Source organism: Oleiphilus messinensis (assembly GCF_002162375.1).
In the GTDB taxonomy this organism is placed as follows: domain Bacteria; phylum Pseudomonadota; class Gammaproteobacteria; order Pseudomonadales; family Oleiphilaceae; genus Oleiphilus; species Oleiphilus messinensis.
Map to the genome: position 1 here is coordinate 1,552,372 of NZ_CP021425.1, position 17,579 is coordinate 1,569,950.

The window sequence follows — 17,579 nt, forward strand, 5'->3', positions numbered from 1 at the left end:
CCATCCCCATTGGTCTAGTCTTGCGCAAAAGAATACACTGTTTTAACGCTGGATTCATTGTTCAGGTCGAGAACATAGCCAATCGCCTCTGGATGGTTGAGCACAAATTCAATTACCGCTACATCATCTGCCAACACCAGCGGGACTGGGCCATTCCCGCTGAATAGTGAGGCTGCCCGGTAGCGGGCAAGCTTTTGTGGATTAATATGTAATAAATTACGGTAAAAAGAGTGGTATACCCCCTGGCTCGGATTCTGGTCAATAATCAAAGCCTCCTGTTCGGTGAACGGAAACAGGGTTGTTTTGCCCAAAAAAAGTTTGCGAACCTGGCGTTCGGACAGCGAATTGACCGGGTTGCTTGGATTCACAATCACAGAAATCTCGGCATTTGCGACAGAGATCGAGGTCAGCCCTGCAATGACGGCTGTTATCATCAGTCGGATGATCGATGTGGGGATTGTCAACGTCTACACTCTTGTGGTTGGAGTGGAAAAAACAGCATGATCATATTATAGTCAGAGCTGGGCTTGTCGTCAGATTACGTCTTGTCGTCAAAACCGTGGGGGACGAAGTGTGCGTTATCACACCCCATCGTAGTTCCGTCTGTTCCATCCTCTTTACGTCGAGGTATCAGGTTGCATTTGGATCAGAAACACAGAATCCGTCTCTACATTATGATGATAGCGCTTCTGGGCGGGCTGGGTTTTTTTATCTATCTCCTGTTCAATGTGCTCGTGGCGGCCCAGAATCGGGCGACCATCGAAGACTTGCTGGACCATAAATTTCCGGTCGTTGAAAACCTGTTGCAATTGAAAGAGCACGCTGAATTATTCAAAGAATCATTGACCCATGCCATAAACCTGGAAAATCAATATCTTATTCAAGACTCGCTTGAATATGTATCTGACTTTCAATCAAACTTAAACCGGGTTCAAGCGAAACTGGTTGATAAAAAAGCAGAGTTGGATGAAATCGGACTCCATTTCCAGACTTATGTTTCTCAGGCAAAGGCCCTCGCGAATATACTGTCTTCAGCACCACAAAGTTATGCCGAATATCAGCAGAGCGCTGAGCAAATCAATGCAACTTTTGATCGTTTGATTGCTGAAATTGATGCCATACTCGATGTTCAGCAGGAAGCTTACCGTTTACAGCTTCACTTTATTCAGGAAGATATGGTGCAGGCCAATCGAATTGGCACGGTACTCGGGATTACGGTTCTGCTTGGCCTTTTCCTCTGGGCTTGGGTCATTTCCCGACAGGTGCTCAATGCAATCGGCAAAACAAACCGGTTGAAAGAGGCATTTCTCACCACAATCAGCCATGAATTAAGAACGCCCATGAACGGCATTATGGGCAGCATTAACCTGTTAAAGAAAACGACCCCGTCACGGGAGCAGGAAGAATTGATTGATGCTGCATCACTGTCATCTTTGGAAATGGTGCGTACAGTTGACGAAATCCTGACCTTTGTCGATTTTATTTCTGATAAACCCAAAATAACCTATAAATCCTTCAGTCTTGAAGACATGTTGTTTTACCCCCTTAAATTGATGTGTCGAGAGTGTGAAAAGAAGGGCCTGCTGTTTGAGTACGATTCAAGTCAATTCCATGGCATTGTCATAGAGTCTGATGAACAAAAAATCCTCCATGTGATTCGTCGTATCCTGGAAAATGCGCTCAAATTTACCCAGCGGGGCAGGATTAAATTTACGGTGCGCCACCAGTCGCTTTCGATGACGGATAAAACCGGTACGGTTTTTTTTGAGGTGGACGACAGTGGACCCGGTATTGATGAGGCGATGATTTATGACATTATGCAACCGTTCCAGCAGCTGGATAGCTCGTTTAGTCGAAAACACGGCGGGCTTGGAATCGGGCTTTCAATTTGCAAGTCAGTTGCCAAGAGTCTGGGGGGAGAATTATGGATCGAGAACAAGGAAGAAGAGTTGGGAGTGAGGGTTCGGTTTTCATTTCCATGCAAGTTTGTGAAGATGCGTTCTTCGGCAGCACAAGTGCGCAGTCCTTCGAGCGTTCAAACCATCCCGAAACCGGCCATACCAGTAACCGTTCTGATTGTTGAAGATAACAAAGTGAATCAGATGGTCATTGAAAAAATGTTGAGAAGAATGAAATACAATACCTTGATCGCGAATAATGGTGCAGAAGCCGTGGAGCAGGTCAAGCGACATGCCATTGGTTGTATTTTGATGGATTGTCAGATGCCGGTAATGGATGGTTTTGAAGCAACACGGCAGATCCGGCAGCTGGAGAAACCCAAGCGTGATGTGCCCATTATTGCTGTAACTGCCAATGCCCGTGAAAGTGACAGGGACAAATGTTTGTCAGTAGGTATGGATTCGTTCATCAGCAAGCCCGTCGATTTTAAAGTAGTCGAAAAGTGCCTCCATGATTTTTTAACCATGGAACGGGCCTGCCCTGATAAAACCAGACCTTTGTCGATTTAACGGATGTAATTGTCTGTCTTTAATTTTGGGGGTGTATGGCTTTTATTAAAAGGTATCGAACTCTTCTAAAAGTGTCATGATCATTTGTTAAGCGTGTAGATCCCACAAATGTGGCATTCTTGCTGCTGAATTTCAGTATCAGTAGCTCAAAAGCAGCCAATTTTGGCTTGCCCGTTCGCCTTCCAAGCCATGAATTCACCATCATGCTATTGTTTTTGTATTATTTGCTGCAATTTTCTCTGCTTTTTTAGGGGTTGTTTAAAAGTTGGCACGGAATATGTATTATTTTAGTCGTCTCCATTTAAAGGCGTTTTCCTTTAATGAGTTTTTTGCCGGTATTTGCAAATACCTTGTGTTTAACCTTTTCTACGAACGACAGTGTCTATGAAGATGATCAAGATTAATCAACGTAGCGAATTTGCCTGTGCGCAACACGTAAATTCGATTTCTATTGTTGATGTCCGTGATGATGCTTTCCCTGCAGTGCTGCATCACGACTGTTTTGTTCGATTTAGCGTGGTCCGCTGGATTTGCAAATCAAAAGCTGATTCCCTTTCGTAGCCTGGTTGCTTCGGAGGGAAGAGCCTTCCGAAGTTGACTTAGCCCCGAATTGGCGCAGAGAAAACCCGGCAGGCTCACAGGCTTACCGGGTTTTTTTATGTGCTTTTTATTTGGGCAGCATGATTAAAGTGTCGTGTGACATCTCGGAGTACATAACAAAGCATCAAAATGATTCATTATCATGGGGGTGTGGGGCAGTTTGAATCATCCTTCGTGATGTTTTGGATTGGTTTATTAATTTTGGAAAATTAACAACGAAGATAAGGAGAGAACGATGGAATACGATTCTGATATCGACTACGTCGCTGTTTTGTCTAACAACTAATTGCCTGAGTCGCATTGGCACCGGGATTGCTCACAAGCAGTGAGTTCTATTGGAGTGATTGCATGACTCATCTTTTTTACTAACTTGCCCTGTTTGGTGTAATCGAGATCGTTTAACTCAGATACTCAACGGGGCATCCACCACTCCGGATATCAGGCTTACCTGAACTATTCAATGTTTTGTATTCAAGGTTCTGGTAGAACTAGCCTGTCCAATTTACTGATTATTAAATAATCGACATTCAATCTATACTGTTGTATAAGAAATGCAATATTTCTCGTGTCTTATTGGTGATGTAGTCTTTTAAATACCTTAGTCCCCCTTTAACAAGGCCCGATTTTGCGCGCTTCACGAACTTGGCGAAAGCTTCTGATTAGCCGTGCAGGTCAGCCAGCGACGAGGATTGACGATGAATACCCCAAGAATTTTGCGTGTAGACAAATCGGGGCATCCCATGGAGTGGCTCTTTCCACATGAAGCCGCAACGCTGATTTGTAATGACCGTGTGGTCTGGTCGACCGGGATGCCGATTATGGAATTACGGGGCGGCAAAAATGCCACCGGAAACCAGTCCCGCTTGAGTTTGCCCGCCATTGTTGCCACTACCGGTTGTGACAAAAGTCATGCCGATATCCCTCCCCTGACGAACCGAATGTTGTTCCGCCGTGATGGTTGTATTTGCATGTACTGTGGTAAGCAGTTTGTCTTCGAAATGTTAAGTCGTGATCATATTATGCCTGCTTCCCGCGGTGGACGCGATGAATGGGGTAACGTGATTACCAGTTGTAAACGATGCAACAGTTTCAAGAGTAACCGAACCCCTGAAGAAGCTGGAATGGCACTGCTGGCAATACCGTTTGTGCCGAGTCGACATGAGTATCTGTATCTGGCCAACAGACATATTCTCGCGGATCAAATGGACTTTTTAAAAGCCGGGTTCGGTACACAGATTTTACAGCGAATTCAGTAGCGCTTGTGGCGAGCTGTCTGGACTGTGTTTTCAGATGTTCCAGGTTTGTAGAGTGGGGCCTTTTTAAAAGAAGGAATCTCGCCCACAAAATTGAACTTGTGGCCAGCCAGACTATGATGATTGGAGAGCGTTGTCTACGGGATTCAGTTCCTGATACGTGCGATTTAAAAAAAATCCAATTGCGCGTTATACTGTGGCGCTTTAGCGCTCCGCAATTGCGGGGAAGAGCTCTGGATGGGCCTGAGGCTGTTGGACTCAGTCGATAAGCTGGTGTGTACCGTGAAAACGCCGAATATAAAAAACTATAAAATAATCCGTCCTATTGGCCGAGGGGGTATGGCAACAATCTACCTTGCCATACAGGAAAATTTCCAACGGGAAGTTGCTGTCAAAGTACTCTCCGATCAACTTCTGACTGACCCTGCATTCGGTGCCCGTTTCTTGCGGGAAGCGCGTATTGCCGCGAAACTAAACCACCCCAATATTGTTTCTGTATATGATGTGTCCTGTGCCGACGATGTTTATTATATTTCGATGGAATATCTCAGAGAGGGGGATCTTAGGCATCGTGTTGAGTCGGGCCTCACGCTGGGAGAAGGGTTAAAGATTTTAACCCAGATTCTATCAGCACTGCAGTATGCGGCAGCGGCGGGTTTTGTGCACAGGGATATCAAGCCTGAAAATATTCTGTTCAGGGATGCCGGATTTCCGCTCCTGTCCGATTTCGGTATCGCCCGGCCGATTCGCCCTTCCGATACGGATATGACACTAACTGGAACCGTCATTGGTTCACCCAATTACATGAGTCCTGAACAAGCCCAGGCGACGGGAGTCGACGGACGTTCCGACTTATACAGTGTCGGGATTATTCTTTACGAGATGTTGACCGGAGCGGTACCCTTCCTGGGCGAGACGGCAGTTGCTACCAGTGTGCAGCATGTGACTCGACCAGTACCCAAGTTGCCCACAGATCTTGCTGTGTTCCAGGGGCTTTTAGAAAAAGCGCTGGCCAAGGAACCCAGGGATCGATTTCAGGATGGCAATGAATTTATTGACAGCATTTATGAAGTTGAGAAGTTAATCGATAGCGATGAAGCGTTACGTGAATTAGAGTTCAGGCCGGTGAAGTTGTCCGGAGCCAAACCTCAGACCTCTGCAGGCTTTAATCGTGATCGCGCAGTACCGTCGAAAAACAGGCGACGTTCCCATTCTACCTATTCCGAGTTTGATCAGGCTGGCTTGTTCCAACAGCTGCTTTCGTCACGGTTAATGTTGGCAAGTTTGCTGGGACTGGTGCTCATGGCGGGTCTTTTGCTCCTCAATCTCGATGCCTTTCGGTTCGGTGAAACCCCCCGTGAAGTGCTGCGGCAGGAAAGTCATGCGTTAGAAATCAAACAGCTTTTGCTGCAGGCGGACGCCGCAATTATCGACAACAGGCTTTTCAATCCTGTCGGCAATAATGCGTTCGACTATTTGCAAAAAATATCAGAGCTGGCGCCCGATCACGCACGAGGGCAGTCCAGCTTGCGCCGGTTGCTTTCGTTATGCCTGTCCAAGGCGCAGGCTGCGATTCAGAAAAAAGAGATTGATTTAGCTACATTGTGGCTTGACCGTGCCAGTCAAATTCAGAATTACCACAGAGTCGCGAACCTTTCGGATCTGGAACTTTCACTTCGTCAGGAGGTGATGCGTATTTCCGCCGGAAACGATCAACAGCAGGCGTCTGAAGATACTGTCAAAGGGCTGGAGCAGTCCTTTTACGATGCGTTGCAAAGTAAAAATTTCGTCCAGGCGCTGTCATTACTGCGCGTGATTCAACGGGTTTTGGGGGACTCCAATGAACATGCTACAGGGATGGAGGCTGACTATGCTTTACAACGAAATACTTATTTATCTGATCGGCAGGTCATTATATCGACGGCCCTGAAGCAGCGAGAATTCAAAGTTGCCGAAAATGAATTGCAGGCGCTCTCGGTTGCACTCGGGGTGGAAGAGCCGCAATTGACAGCCATCGCCGAGCAGGTGAGTCGTGGCGTTTTGCGCTGGGGTGAGGAACAGTTGGAAGCGCGCCACTTTGCTGGCGTTGAGACTGCAATCTCGTTTCTGCAGCGTTTGACGGAGCGTTATGCCGTAGAGACTGACTCCGGCCAAGGTCTTCAGGCACGTGTCGCCGAGATAAAACAACAGCAGGATACTCACAGGAAATCGATACAGCTGCTCGTGCAAAGGGCTGCAGCATTTCGTAGTCAGGGGCAATACATTGAACCTGACCAAGAAAATGCCCTGGCACTCTATAATCGTATTCTCCGACTTCAGCCCGGCGATAAAACAACCCAGACGCTTAAGCGTTCATTGCTCGCCTTGCTGGTCAAGCAGGTGGATGATTATATTGCAACGGGCCAGTATGAGCGCGCCAGTGCCTACGCGCTGAAAATCCAGTCTTTCTATCCAAAAACGAAATCTATCGAGGTGCGACTCGCCAGTATTGAACGCTACAAGTTGTATGCTGTGGAGATCAAAACTCAGTTTGAAAAACTGGAAGCCTTCCGGGAGCGCCCGATTTCAGCGGTGGAATTGAATGAACTGTTGCAAAAACTGGCCAAGCTGAGCGAAAGCATTTCTGATGAGACTGCTCGTTTGCAGAGCGTTAAATGGAAGCCGCAAGAACAGTCCCTGATTCAGGAATTACTGGACTCGGCAATTGCTCATTTGATGGGACACGCTGACTACAAGAAGGCTGAAAAACTATTGATCACCGCAGATAAGCTGGTGGATCATATGCCGTTTACAGATCAGTTTGCGCTTTGGTTACGGCGAAATCATGCCAATTTGCAGGTGCAACTTGATAAGCAACGCGTATCGGGACGAAAGCTGGTTTTGCTGGAGCGTGAGATTCAGGCATTGCGAAATCAGCCATCTCTAGAGCGCCAACGAATCAATTTGTATACTGCAGCGGACTACTTGCAACAAGCGAAACAGGCCCACTCTGAAGGCGAAGCAGTTCGTGATGCAGAGCAGAAGCTCACCCTTGAATTTGAAAAAGTCATAGAGTCTGCGATTGCTGACGGTGAGTTCGCGATGGCCAGCAACTTGTTGACTGAAGTGACCAAAATAGAGTTGCACAGTGATAAATTAAACGTTTTGGCAGAGGCCGTTCGCAGCCATTTGGAAGGATTGAAAAGTAAGCAGAATGCTGTTAAAAGCCTGAATGTATACTGATTTCAGCATAGCAAGATGAAAGTATTGGGCAAGCTATGCTGAAAGGACGTTTGAGTCGTACTTAGATTAGCGTGAACAGACCGAGGCGCATGGAAATTTCCTGTTCTTCCATGTCTGCATCAATATTACCCTCGCGATTGATGATCTCGTGGTCATAGTTGTAGCGGTCAAACTGAAGTGTATAGCCAATACGTTCGTTCAACATATCCCGCCAGCTAATTCCGAATTTGAATCCGGTACCGTCTCCTCTGCCAGTGGGGAGTTGGCTGCCAAACAAACTTTCTTCAAGTTTGGCGTCTAAAACTGAAAAACCGGCATTTAATGCGATGGAACCGGATTCGGTAATATCCCAACGATAGCTGCCACCAATGTAATAGCCGTCATTTGTAAAAAGATAGTGAGAGCCGTTGACGCCGTTGGCTTCGATTTCCACATCCCGGTAGCCGACAAAAACACTGGCGGAATCAAAGATACTCATGCCAAGCGTAATGTTTATTTCATCCCGCTCTGCAAGCCAGTTTTCGATCAAACCCAATTCAGGAAACATTTGCATCGTTTGCTCATCGGATACGGTTTGATAGTATGCGTCCAGGAATACATTCTGAAAAATCAATGAACCGCCGAAGCGGGTGACGATGTGATCCGTGATGAATTTGTTATAGGCATTTACCGTTCTACCATTGGGTTCGGGTACCATACCTTTAAAGCGCAGGGAAAAGTCACTCATGCCGATTTCGGCGCGGGGCACGAATAACAATTCAGAAAGAAAATTGTTCATTTGGACAGTTTCATCTGCATAGGCAGTTGCAGCGGGTACGGCGATTATCCCTAAAGTAATAAGCTGAAGGTGTTTTCTCATTGCTAGGTTCCTTGTTTCGCAAAATAACGAGCTAAATCAGTGTTTTTTTAATTATCCCTAAGAGATTGAGATAGCGGCGTGAAGCGTCGCACACCCTGAGTCAGAGTTCAATGTATACAACGCAGTATTGGAGAATAAAGTGGCAACAGTTGAAGAGATTACCCGGTTTCTGGAAAAAGATTTTCCGCAAAGTAAGGGTGTAGTTGAGCAGGTTGGTGAAAAATCGGCGATCGTTCGGCACCAGGTCGGGCATGATCAATTACGTCCCGGTGGTACCGTATCCGGACCCACTTTGATGATGGTGGCGGATTTCGCGTTGTATGTGGCCATTCTTGGCGAAATCGGGATCGTGCCACTGGCGGTGACGACTAATTTGAATGTCAGTTTCTTGCGAAAGCCGGTATCAGACCGGGATATCATCGGCCGATGCCAATTGATGAAAGTGGGAAAAACCTTGGCGGTTGGGGATGTTTACCTCTTTTCAGAGGGGATGGATGAGCCCGTCGCCCATGCAGTTGGCACCTACGCCCTGCCGCCAGCAAGATAACCCCCCCGCAGGCAGGTTCACACATTGCTGTGTGAACCTGTTCTGACGAACGAGTTTATTGTGGTGTGCGGAGAATCAGGCAAACAAGCCCACACCTTGATAGGTATGGCCCGGCAGTACCAGTTCCAGATTATTGGTCAGCATATGCTGGGTTAGGATATCGCCAAATACATTCCGGTAATCCAGGCTCATCTCCAGATAACGACCATCATGCAGTTGATCTGTCGCCAGTCCTGGCCAGGCACCGTAAACGCCTCCTCGAATGCCGCCACCTAGAGCAAACCATGTTGATGCGTAGCCATGGTCTGTGCCGCGACTGCCATTCTCCTGTGCGGTGCGACCAAACTCGGTGCAGGTGAGTAGAATCACATCGCTCATGCGGTTGCCCAGGTCTTGGTAGAATGCCCCAATACTCTCTGCAAATCGGGTGTGCGAGCGATAGTGGCCGCCCGTTGCTTCCCCGCCACCTTGATTGGAGTGGGTGTCCCATCCCCCGATGCTGACAGTAGCCGCTTCAAGGCCAACACCTGATTTGATCAGCTGGGCGACTTGTTGCAGTTGCCGGCCTGTACTGTGGCTGGGGTACTGAGCACCATTTTCCGGAACATAGGTGCTGGCATCAATATCCCGTAATGCACTCATATCATGAATGAGTCGGCTTCCGAATCGTTTCACCAACTCCCGGCTGGCCCGTCCCTCAGTGCTCAGTTGATCATAGACCGCTGACAAGTTGCCCAGTAACCGGTCACTATCACTTTGCGGAATGCCAAGATCAAAGCTGTTTAAATCCTCGATGGAGGACACCGTGACATCGCCCCGCAGTGCCTGAGCCAGGTCGGAGCCGAAGCTGACAGCACGCATATCCCCCGGACCGGGTGTCATTTGCAGATACCGGTTTAACCAGCCATCCAGATTACGACTGGAATAGCCGCTCTCAATATATTGCTGGGAGTCAAAGTGTGAGCGGCTGCCATCCGGATAGTGAACTGCAGGCATGACTGCCAGATCTCCGGCATCCCAGATTGGCATCAGACTTTGTAAGCCTGGATGCAGTCCAAAGTAGCCATCCAGATCCAGGGCAGAAGCGCTGTTAGAGCTGGGGGGGGCAACCGCGATGGTAGGACGCAGGCTGTAGTACGCTGAATCTCCATAGGGTATACAGGTATTCAAACCATCACATCCGCCTCTCTGGAACAGGATAACGACCGTTTTACCTGTTGCCGCCTGGGCAAGTTTAATTTTCGCCGAAAAGGGATTTCCGGAAATCGCGGCCATGGTGCCCGCCGTGGCCGTGAGCATGGTTTTGAAGAATCTTCGTCTATTCATGGCTCATTCCTCCTTATTGAAATTGGTAGCCGGGGAAACTGAGAACATGGCCTAACAGGCTTCTGAGTCTCAGTTCAGCATCAGGGGCATTGAGATCGAATTCAGTTCCGTTTTCGTTGAGGATATTCACTCCGATTGCGAATTCGGTTTCACTGTAGTCTCCGGCAAATGCCAAATCGAAGAGATAAGCCACGATTGCCTCTGCAGAGGTCATGCCTGCTACTTGCATATGGCCTCGAATATCAATGTAAATACCGTTTTGGGGATTGGTGTTGTAGGCCACTTGATTGACAAAGCGCGCCCGTTGCAACATCAGATTGCTGTTGATCCAGTCCTCTCCCAGTTCGGACCAGCCCGTGGGTACCTGATTAGCAAACAGGTTCATGCCCATCGCGCGCATTCCTCTGTCCATCGCAATCGGATCGACATTGGCGGTAAAGTTACGCACCAGTGTGGTTACCATCTCCAATGGCGTTTTCACTTTGTTGCGGAACTGCTCATTGCTGGCAAACAGGGGGGAATGAATCAGGCCTTCAACGACACTGGCAATATTTCCACCACTGGCCAGAAAATCACTTTGACAACTGCTTACCAACGACTCCGGTGGATTGTCTGTGATTAACAGCTGCGCCAGTTTAGTACAGATAAACCGTGCGGTGGCGGGGTGACTGGCGAGAATATCGAGTACTTCTTCGCCATCGGCAAGGCCCCCTTGGGTCAGGCTTTGGCCTAATACCGTTTTGGGTTGTTCATCATGCTCCCCGGCATTGAAGAAGAACCGGTCTGCCTGCACATGCCAGCCGGTAAAGGCCCGTGCAACTTCGGCCACATCGGTTGACGTGTAGCCGCCATCGACACCCAGAGTATGCAGCTCCATCAGCTCCCGTGCATAGTTCTCGTTGGGAGCTGATTTCACGTTTTCAGCGTTGTTGAGATACAGAATCATGGCGGGGCTTTTAGCGCTGACTTCCAGCAGATCCCGGAATTGTCCTAGAGCATGCTGACGGAAACCATTGTTTTCGGCCACTTCATAAGCGACTTCACCATGCCGACTCAACGCTGTGTTGAAATGGTTGTCCCAGAATTGCGTCAGAACTTCCTGTAGTTGTCGCTCACTGAACAGCATGTATTGCAGTGTATGCCATTTCAGCTCATCTTCGGTTTGCGGATTGCTCCCGGCGATCAGCATGTCAAATACGGCATTGTCGATTCGATCCGGGTTGAGCTGTTCATTCAGGAAAATATCCGGGCCTACCGCTTCAAGATGTGCCAGTAAGTCGGGGGTCATCCCGAAGGTTAAACGATTGGCCATTTGCAGTGGCTCATTAGGTGCGGCGATGACTCTGTAGTGTTGAGTCAGATTGGTTGTCTTCCCTGAGTCATCTGTCGCCGACAATGTAACCTCAATCTGTGCATCAACGGTCAGCTGGCCGTTTAACAGAACAAGTTCGAAGTGACCATTGTCCAAATCGAAAGCCAGCGCTTTGTTGTCTACAATGCGACCCTGAACGGGGTCAACAACGGTGGCAAACAAGCTTTGGATACCCACGTCGTCTGTAGCATTACCTTGCAGCGTTACGCCGGTTTTCTTGATACTGTCATTGTCCTGGTGCGAGGTGATTGTGATTTCCGGCGGTGTCAGGTCTGCGAGTACCTCCGCAACGGTATAGCGTGCCTGTGCTTCACTGGCATTGTTGACGCCATCCAGTGCGACAACCGTGATATCAGTAATGTTTTCCGGTGTCAGCTGTGCTTCGGTCACGAAATATTGCCATTCACCGGTCTGGGGTTCGAACTCTGCGGTGCCTGTAAACGCCGGTTTACCTGCAGAGTTAATCGTGATCTCGACTGAGCTGAGCAGCTCGTTGTCCGAAGCGGTACCCCTGAGCACAAATCCTCTTGCGGGTACTTCGCTTTGTGCTGTTGGCGAAGTAATCGCGACTTCCGGGAAGACCAGATCAGGCTTGTCGGTTTCACCTTTTTGAATCTCGAAGCGGTATTCGCCTTCCGCACGAATTACGCCGCTGTAGTAACTTTTGTTTTCACCGAAGGGATTGTAACTTTTGAATACAAATGATTCGCCCATGGCCAATCCTTCAAGGTCAAAAATAATTCGTCCCTGGGTATCCGTCTCACTTTGTTTATACCAGTTTAATTTCCCTTCCGGCAGGATCTGGTATGCGGTGATCTTGCGATTGGCGAGCACGGCTGCGGTGTCTTTGTCTACGAGCGTTACCGGGAGTGCTCCAACCGGGAAATCAAAGTTGCCATAACCAGGAATTTCAGCGCTGTAAACAGAGCCGCCATTGTAAGGTGCCGTTTTAAGGACATAACGTCGGCCATCTTCCAGGCCATCCAGATCATAAGTCAGGCGCCCATTCGAGTCCGTATCGCCCGCTTTTCGCCATACTTTACTGCCGTCTGCCATCAGCTCATAAGCGGTGACCTTTTGCTGGCTCAAACTGGTGCCAGTCAAGGCATTGAACAAATGTACGGTCACGGCTGGATTACCTACGACAAACTGATAGCTGCCATTGGCGGTAATCTCATCGCTGTATTTTGTGCTATCTGCAACCAGGCTTTTGGTCGACAACCGATAAACTGCGCCGTTATCCAGTTCAGGAAGGTCCAGTTTTAACTGGCCTTGCTGGTCCGTTGTGGCATTGGCGAACCAGCCAAACTTGCCATCCGGTTTCTGTTTGCTAATCGTTACCGCAGTATCGGTCAGCGGCGGGTGATTGTCCTGACTACCATCGGAAACAGCGACTCTAACTTTTCCCAATCGCAGGGTTTCTGATTTGGCTTCGGTGTAGACCGGGGAATAATAGCTGTAGTTATTGAACGCTTTGGCTTTCAAGCGATAGCTTCGGTTTTCACCCAGTCCGTTCAAATCAAATGTGACGGTTCCCTGGGCGTCGCTGTTCCGTTGTATAGTCCACTTTGTGCTGCCATCGCTGAGTACTTCATATACGGTTACCGGCAAATCTGTCAGGGCAGTTCCAGTCTGATCATCAACCAAAGTAATCTGCAACGGGGTGGAGCCGACAATAAACTGGTAGTCACCCGGGCCGGTGATGGGGTTGCTGTATTTGTATTGTCCATCTGCCAGACTCTTTGTTTTGATGCGGTATTGGGTTCCAGAACCAAGTTCAGGAAGATCTACTTTGATGCGCCCTTCGCTGTCGGTGTTGAGTTGGCGGTACCAGCTGAATTTGCCATCACTTTGTTGTTCGATGATTACCTTTTGTTCGGAAAGAGCGGTTGCTGGCGAGACATTTCCATTTAATACTGAGATCCGTACAGTGCCAATTGACCATGGGAAGTTCCCCGGTTCAGCGATGATAGCCGTATTTGCCTTGAAATCGCTGAATACCTTGGTGTATAGCCGGTATTTGCGACCAGAGCCGAGACCAGGCAGATCAAAATGTGCAATACCTGAAGCATCGGTGACCTGTTGATTGGCCCACTTTTGAGAACCATCGGCCAAAACCTCGTAGGCACTGATCTTGACATCGCTGAGCAGGGCTCCGGTTTCAGCATCTTTCAGTGTCGTCGTCAGGGCGAGATTACCGACAATGAAGTCGACTGGATTCAAGTTTTCAATCGGGTTACTGTATTTTGTTTGATTGTTGGTAACACTTTTAACACTCAATCGATACACTGCACCCTCACCCAGGTCGGGCAAATTGAGGCGCAGGGTTCCGTTACTGTCGGAAAGCGCAGATGAGAACCATTTGAAATTCCCGTCCTCATTCCGTTTCTGGATGGTCACGTTGGTATCACCCAAAGGAGGATGACCCGATTGACTGCCATCGAGAACCCGTGCAACGAAAGAACCAATCGGCCAATTCAATGAGGTCGGTTGTGTTAGGGCTTCAGAATATGCCCAATAGTTATTGTACACTTTGGTTTTCAGATAGTAGGTGCGTCCCGATCCAAGTCCGTCGAGGTCAAAATCGACACGCCCCTGATCATCGGTGGTCAGCCGATCTGCCCATTTTGAGGAGCCATCCAGGAGTTTCTCGTAGGCCGTTACTTCGATGTTCGCCAGGTTGTCGCCCGAGTGTGCATCGGAAAGTTGAACCCTTAATGGCGGATTGCCTACGATGAAGGTAAAGTCGCTGGTATTTGTAATTTCCGAACTGCTTTTATGACGCCCGGTAACCTGGCTTTTTCCTTTGAGTATGTAGACTTCGCCACTTCCTAAACCGGGTAGGTCGATTCTTAACTGTCCCTGATTATCCGTGGTCGCGGCCGAGAACCATTTGTATTTGCCGTCAGACTGGCGCACGTTGATATCAATGCGGGTATTCGCCAGTGGGGGGTGACTCGATTGGCTGCCATCTTTAACCTGAACTTGCAGGGCTCCCACTGCCCAGGTTAATTGGCCGCTGTTTGTGAGTGGTTGGGCAACCCGATACTCATTAAACACGCGAGTATAGGCAATGTAGTTCGTACCGGCACCCAATCCCTCCAAAGTAAACTGGGCGTTACCCTGTGCATCCGTAGTTTGCTTTGCAGCCCACTTCTGGCCGTCACCTTCGACGACATATACATCAATTCTTTGGCCATCCAGCGGGGCCTGAGTTTTGGCGTCGACCAGAGACAGGTTGACCTGACTGGCGTGTGCCGATATGCCCATTAACAACAGCACAATGGAGAATATCCATTGCACTTGTTGCCACAGGGGTATCCGTGTCTGAACTATCATCGTATTTCCCTCAGCTTGTGTTTTTGCCTAACCATTTGGACGTTTGCTAAACGTGTTTCCGTTCTTGTGCTTCAAGCGCAGTATAGTCAGGTCGAGGTGACAAAATCCGACCTGATTAGGGGCGGTTCACGGGCAGGTTGTGCGTCGGGTCTAAGTTCTAGCTGTTTCTTTTTGTTACATCGTGCAAGCCAATTTTCAGGCTTGCCGAGTTAGCACAGCAGTGGCATGAAAAACGCGCAGCGCTGCACAAAGGTAAAAAAAGAAACATAATTGGGTGGAGCAGGGGATAAGCTTGCTGTTCATTCGAGTCGGCGGGCGAATGGTGGGAGGTCGTACAAGCTTCCTGTGCTTCAAAGCTCGCCCACCTTAATTCAGATACGACAAAAAAGTCAAAAACAATTTAAATTCAATTAATTATGACGATTTGGTCGTCATTTTTTCTTCCCGTAGTTCGTCCGTTGGTGCCGAACTGCTTTCTCGCCAGTGCGCACTGCCTACAAGTATCAACTGGATTTGTTTAACGGTGCGTTTTTTCAGTGCTGTTTGCAGGGATTTGTTATCCCGTGCTGTATCGAGGATTTCAACCGTGATCGCCGCGACGGTATTTATGATGAGCTGGGCTGTCATGGTCAGGGTTGATGGCGAGAGGTGAGACAAAGCACCCATAGCCCGAATATCTGCTTCCAATTCACGGGCAAAATAGTCGAGTTCATTGCGGATGGCACGTCGAACGATTTCCGAGCCACCGCACATGGCTTGGGACATGAAGCGAAACATGGGTTGATTGGCCAGTGCATTATCAACAAAAATACTGACCGAGTCGTAGATCATCTTGTCGGTTTGGCGGGTTTTATGGCGCGCTTCGCGCATCAGTTGGCGCAAAGCTATGCTGAGTTCGTCAACCAGGCCTAATGCCAGGTCATCCAGGTCGGTAAAATGCCGGTAAAATGAGGTGGGCACCACGCCTGCACGTTTCGCAACTTCACGAATACTGATAGATGCGAAATCATTCCCTTCTTCGACCCATGCCAACGCCCCTTGCAGGAGTGCGGTTCGTGTCTGCTGTTTTCGTTCTGATCTACTGGCCATGGTTCTCACATCAAGTTGGGACGCGCCATTCTACACTTTGGTGCTCGATTTGCCAAAAAGCAGGGGCAATTTGCCAAAAACGCAGTGTGTTATGGCTGAAGACCCCATTTTCAGCGTTTCGAGCCTGCGAGCAGCGACGGCATGAAACGACCAATCAGTAATAGCAAGCTTGGCCAAACCATTGTGTTGATAATATCATGCACGCTACGTTTCCAGCGCCAGCTGCCGTAGGCATTGATATCGTCCCAGAAATCGAGTCCCTCTGCGGCGCACGCCATGATCATGACGGCGATCCAGGGTCCCCACTGGCCCAGTCTCTGACGCGAAATAGCACAGTATATCATCATACACAGCATACCTGCATGTATATGCAGGGCGTCGCGAGAAAGGCCCGTCAATGTCATCATCTGCAGCTTGAATTCCTGAAATGCTGAAATGTCCATTCTGTCGGCTATACCTCAGTGTGCGGTCTGCACGATTAGCTTGAAATAGGTTTTGTCGGTTCGAATTACGCTTAAGTCTAGTTCACGATAATCCAAGCCGTGAAGTCTGCATTGATTGAATGCAGACTGTCAATTCCAATCGTTGCCAGGAGGGCTGGCGCTAGGGGGCTGGCTCACCAATTGTGAGTTGCAACGTGTGAGCATCATCAGGCTTGAGATAGATATGATCATCAGCCGCATTTGCGGTCTCTACACAGAGCATGGTTTGATAAGCTGTTTCATCAAACTGGGATAAACGCTGGGATTTTTCAATCCACGGGTTCCAGATCACGGACGAGTGACTGCCATTGGTTTGCAACTGAATCGTGCGTCCGGATTCAGTATCGATAATGTTGGACTGGTTTCGCGTTCCGGTATAGACGCGGTCGGTTTCGCCGGAAAATGTGATGTCACCCCGTTGTATTTTTGCGGTCCAATTGTCTAGTGCATCGATGTAAGTCGAGTTGTCAAAACCCTGCACAATCGTCTGTCGAATATTGCTGGTTGGAAAGTAGCTGTGTAACGCTTGACTGCAGAAGATTTCCCGGCTGCTGGTGTTTGTTGTTGTCAGGGTGAGTTGCAACCGGGTACTGACCGAAATCGACATTTCCGCAGTCAGTCCGATGTTGGCTTGTCTCGGGTGCAGGCGAAGTTGCACCTGAGTTTCATCAGCGCTCTCCTGCCAGCCGATTACCTGAAACAGACTATCCCGGGCAATACCGTGTGCAGGATAGTGGTTCAAGTGGGCAAAGCTGGCCTGCACCTGTTCCGGGTTTTTATCGTACTGACCAAACCAGGGCCAACACAACGGAATGCCGGCCCGCACTGAGGAGCCTAGTTGAAAACAGGCCTGTGGATTCTGCCACAACAGCTCTTGTCCTTGTCTGGGGCAAAATGAAATGACTTGGGCACCTTGCAACAGGATTAGCGCACTGGCGTGAGTATTGTCGATCAATAATGCTGGAATATTCCCCACCAGAGTGGGTTTGAGGGTTCTCAGTACGTCCACTGTTCATCCTGTT

At 48.8% G+C, this 17,579-nt stretch carries 11 protein-coding genes; 4 read left to right on the forward strand and 7 right to left on the reverse strand.

The genetic code is table 11. The features are described from left to right. Positions 1-14: 14 nt before the first annotated feature. Positions 15-464 (reverse strand): type 2 periplasmic-binding domain-containing protein, encoded by a 450-nt coding sequence (locus OLMES_RS06750; RefSeq protein ID WP_087460563.1) that lies wholly within the window; start codon positions 462-464, stop codon positions 15-17. Between the two features lie 210 nt (positions 465-674). Between OLMES_RS06750 and OLMES_RS06755 the strand changes: the two genes are divergently transcribed. The 3 genes from OLMES_RS06755 to OLMES_RS06765 all read left to right on the forward strand — a co-directional run bounded on the left by OLMES_RS06755 (position 675) and on the right by OLMES_RS06765 (position 7,543). Then, complete coding sequence (locus tag OLMES_RS06755; RefSeq protein WP_087460564.1) at positions 675-2,468, forward strand: response regulator; 1,794 nt, start codon at positions 675-677, stop codon at positions 2,466-2,468. A gap of 1,295 nt (positions 2,469-3,763) precedes the next feature. Continuing rightward, a complete protein-coding gene (locus OLMES_RS06760; protein WP_087460565.1) occupies positions 3,764-4,324 on the forward strand; it encodes an HNH endonuclease in 561 nt (186 codons plus the stop codon). Between the two features lie 234 nt (positions 4,325-4,558). Next, positions 4,559-7,543 (forward strand): serine/threonine-protein kinase, encoded by a 2,985-nt coding sequence (locus OLMES_RS06765; protein WP_087460566.1) that lies wholly within the window; start codon positions 4,559-4,561, stop codon positions 7,541-7,543. Positions 7,544-7,604: 61 nt separating this feature from the next. Here the strand turns inward: OLMES_RS06765 and OLMES_RS06770 are convergent, their stop codons facing one another. Continuing rightward, positions 7,605-8,402 (reverse strand): hypothetical protein, encoded by a 798-nt coding sequence (locus tag OLMES_RS06770; protein ID WP_087460567.1) that lies wholly within the window; start codon positions 8,400-8,402, stop codon positions 7,605-7,607. Between the two features lie 139 nt (positions 8,403-8,541). On the opposite strand from OLMES_RS06770, the gene OLMES_RS06775 reads away from it, so the two are divergent. Next, positions 8,542-8,949, forward strand: coding sequence for a PaaI family thioesterase (locus OLMES_RS06775; RefSeq protein WP_087460568.1), 408 nt, complete (start codon positions 8,542-8,544; stop codon positions 8,947-8,949). A 75-nt stretch (positions 8,950-9,024) separates the two neighbouring features. Here the strand turns inward: OLMES_RS06775 and OLMES_RS06780 are convergent, their stop codons facing one another. The 5 genes from OLMES_RS06780 to OLMES_RS06800 all read right to left on the reverse strand — a co-directional run bounded on the left by OLMES_RS06780 (position 9,025) and on the right by OLMES_RS06800 (position 17,566). Next, complete coding sequence (locus OLMES_RS06780; RefSeq protein ID WP_087460569.1) at positions 9,025-10,275, reverse strand: DUF1501 domain-containing protein; 1,251 nt, start codon at positions 10,273-10,275, stop codon at positions 9,025-9,027. 13 nt (positions 10,276-10,288) lie between these two features. Continuing rightward, a complete protein-coding gene (locus OLMES_RS06785; protein ID WP_087460570.1) occupies positions 10,289-14,986 on the reverse strand; it encodes a DUF1800 domain-containing protein in 4,698 nt (1,565 codons plus the stop codon). A 414-nt stretch (positions 14,987-15,400) separates the two neighbouring features. Then, positions 15,401-16,075 (reverse strand): TetR family transcriptional regulator, encoded by a 675-nt coding sequence (locus OLMES_RS06790; RefSeq protein WP_087460571.1) that lies wholly within the window; start codon positions 16,073-16,075, stop codon positions 15,401-15,403. A gap of 110 nt (positions 16,076-16,185) precedes the next feature. Further along, the gene (locus OLMES_RS06795) at positions 16,186-16,422 is read right to left on the reverse strand and encodes a hypothetical protein (RefSeq protein ID WP_157678198.1); all 237 of its coding nucleotides are present in this window, start codon (positions 16,420-16,422) and stop codon (positions 16,186-16,188) included. 256 nt (positions 16,423-16,678) lie between these two features. Next, positions 16,679-17,566 carry a D-hexose-6-phosphate mutarotase gene (locus OLMES_RS06800; protein WP_087460573.1) on the reverse strand — a complete coding sequence of 296 codons (888 nt, stop codon included), beginning with the start codon at positions 17,564-17,566 and terminating at the stop codon, positions 16,679-16,681. Positions 17,567-17,579: the final 13 nt, after the last annotated feature.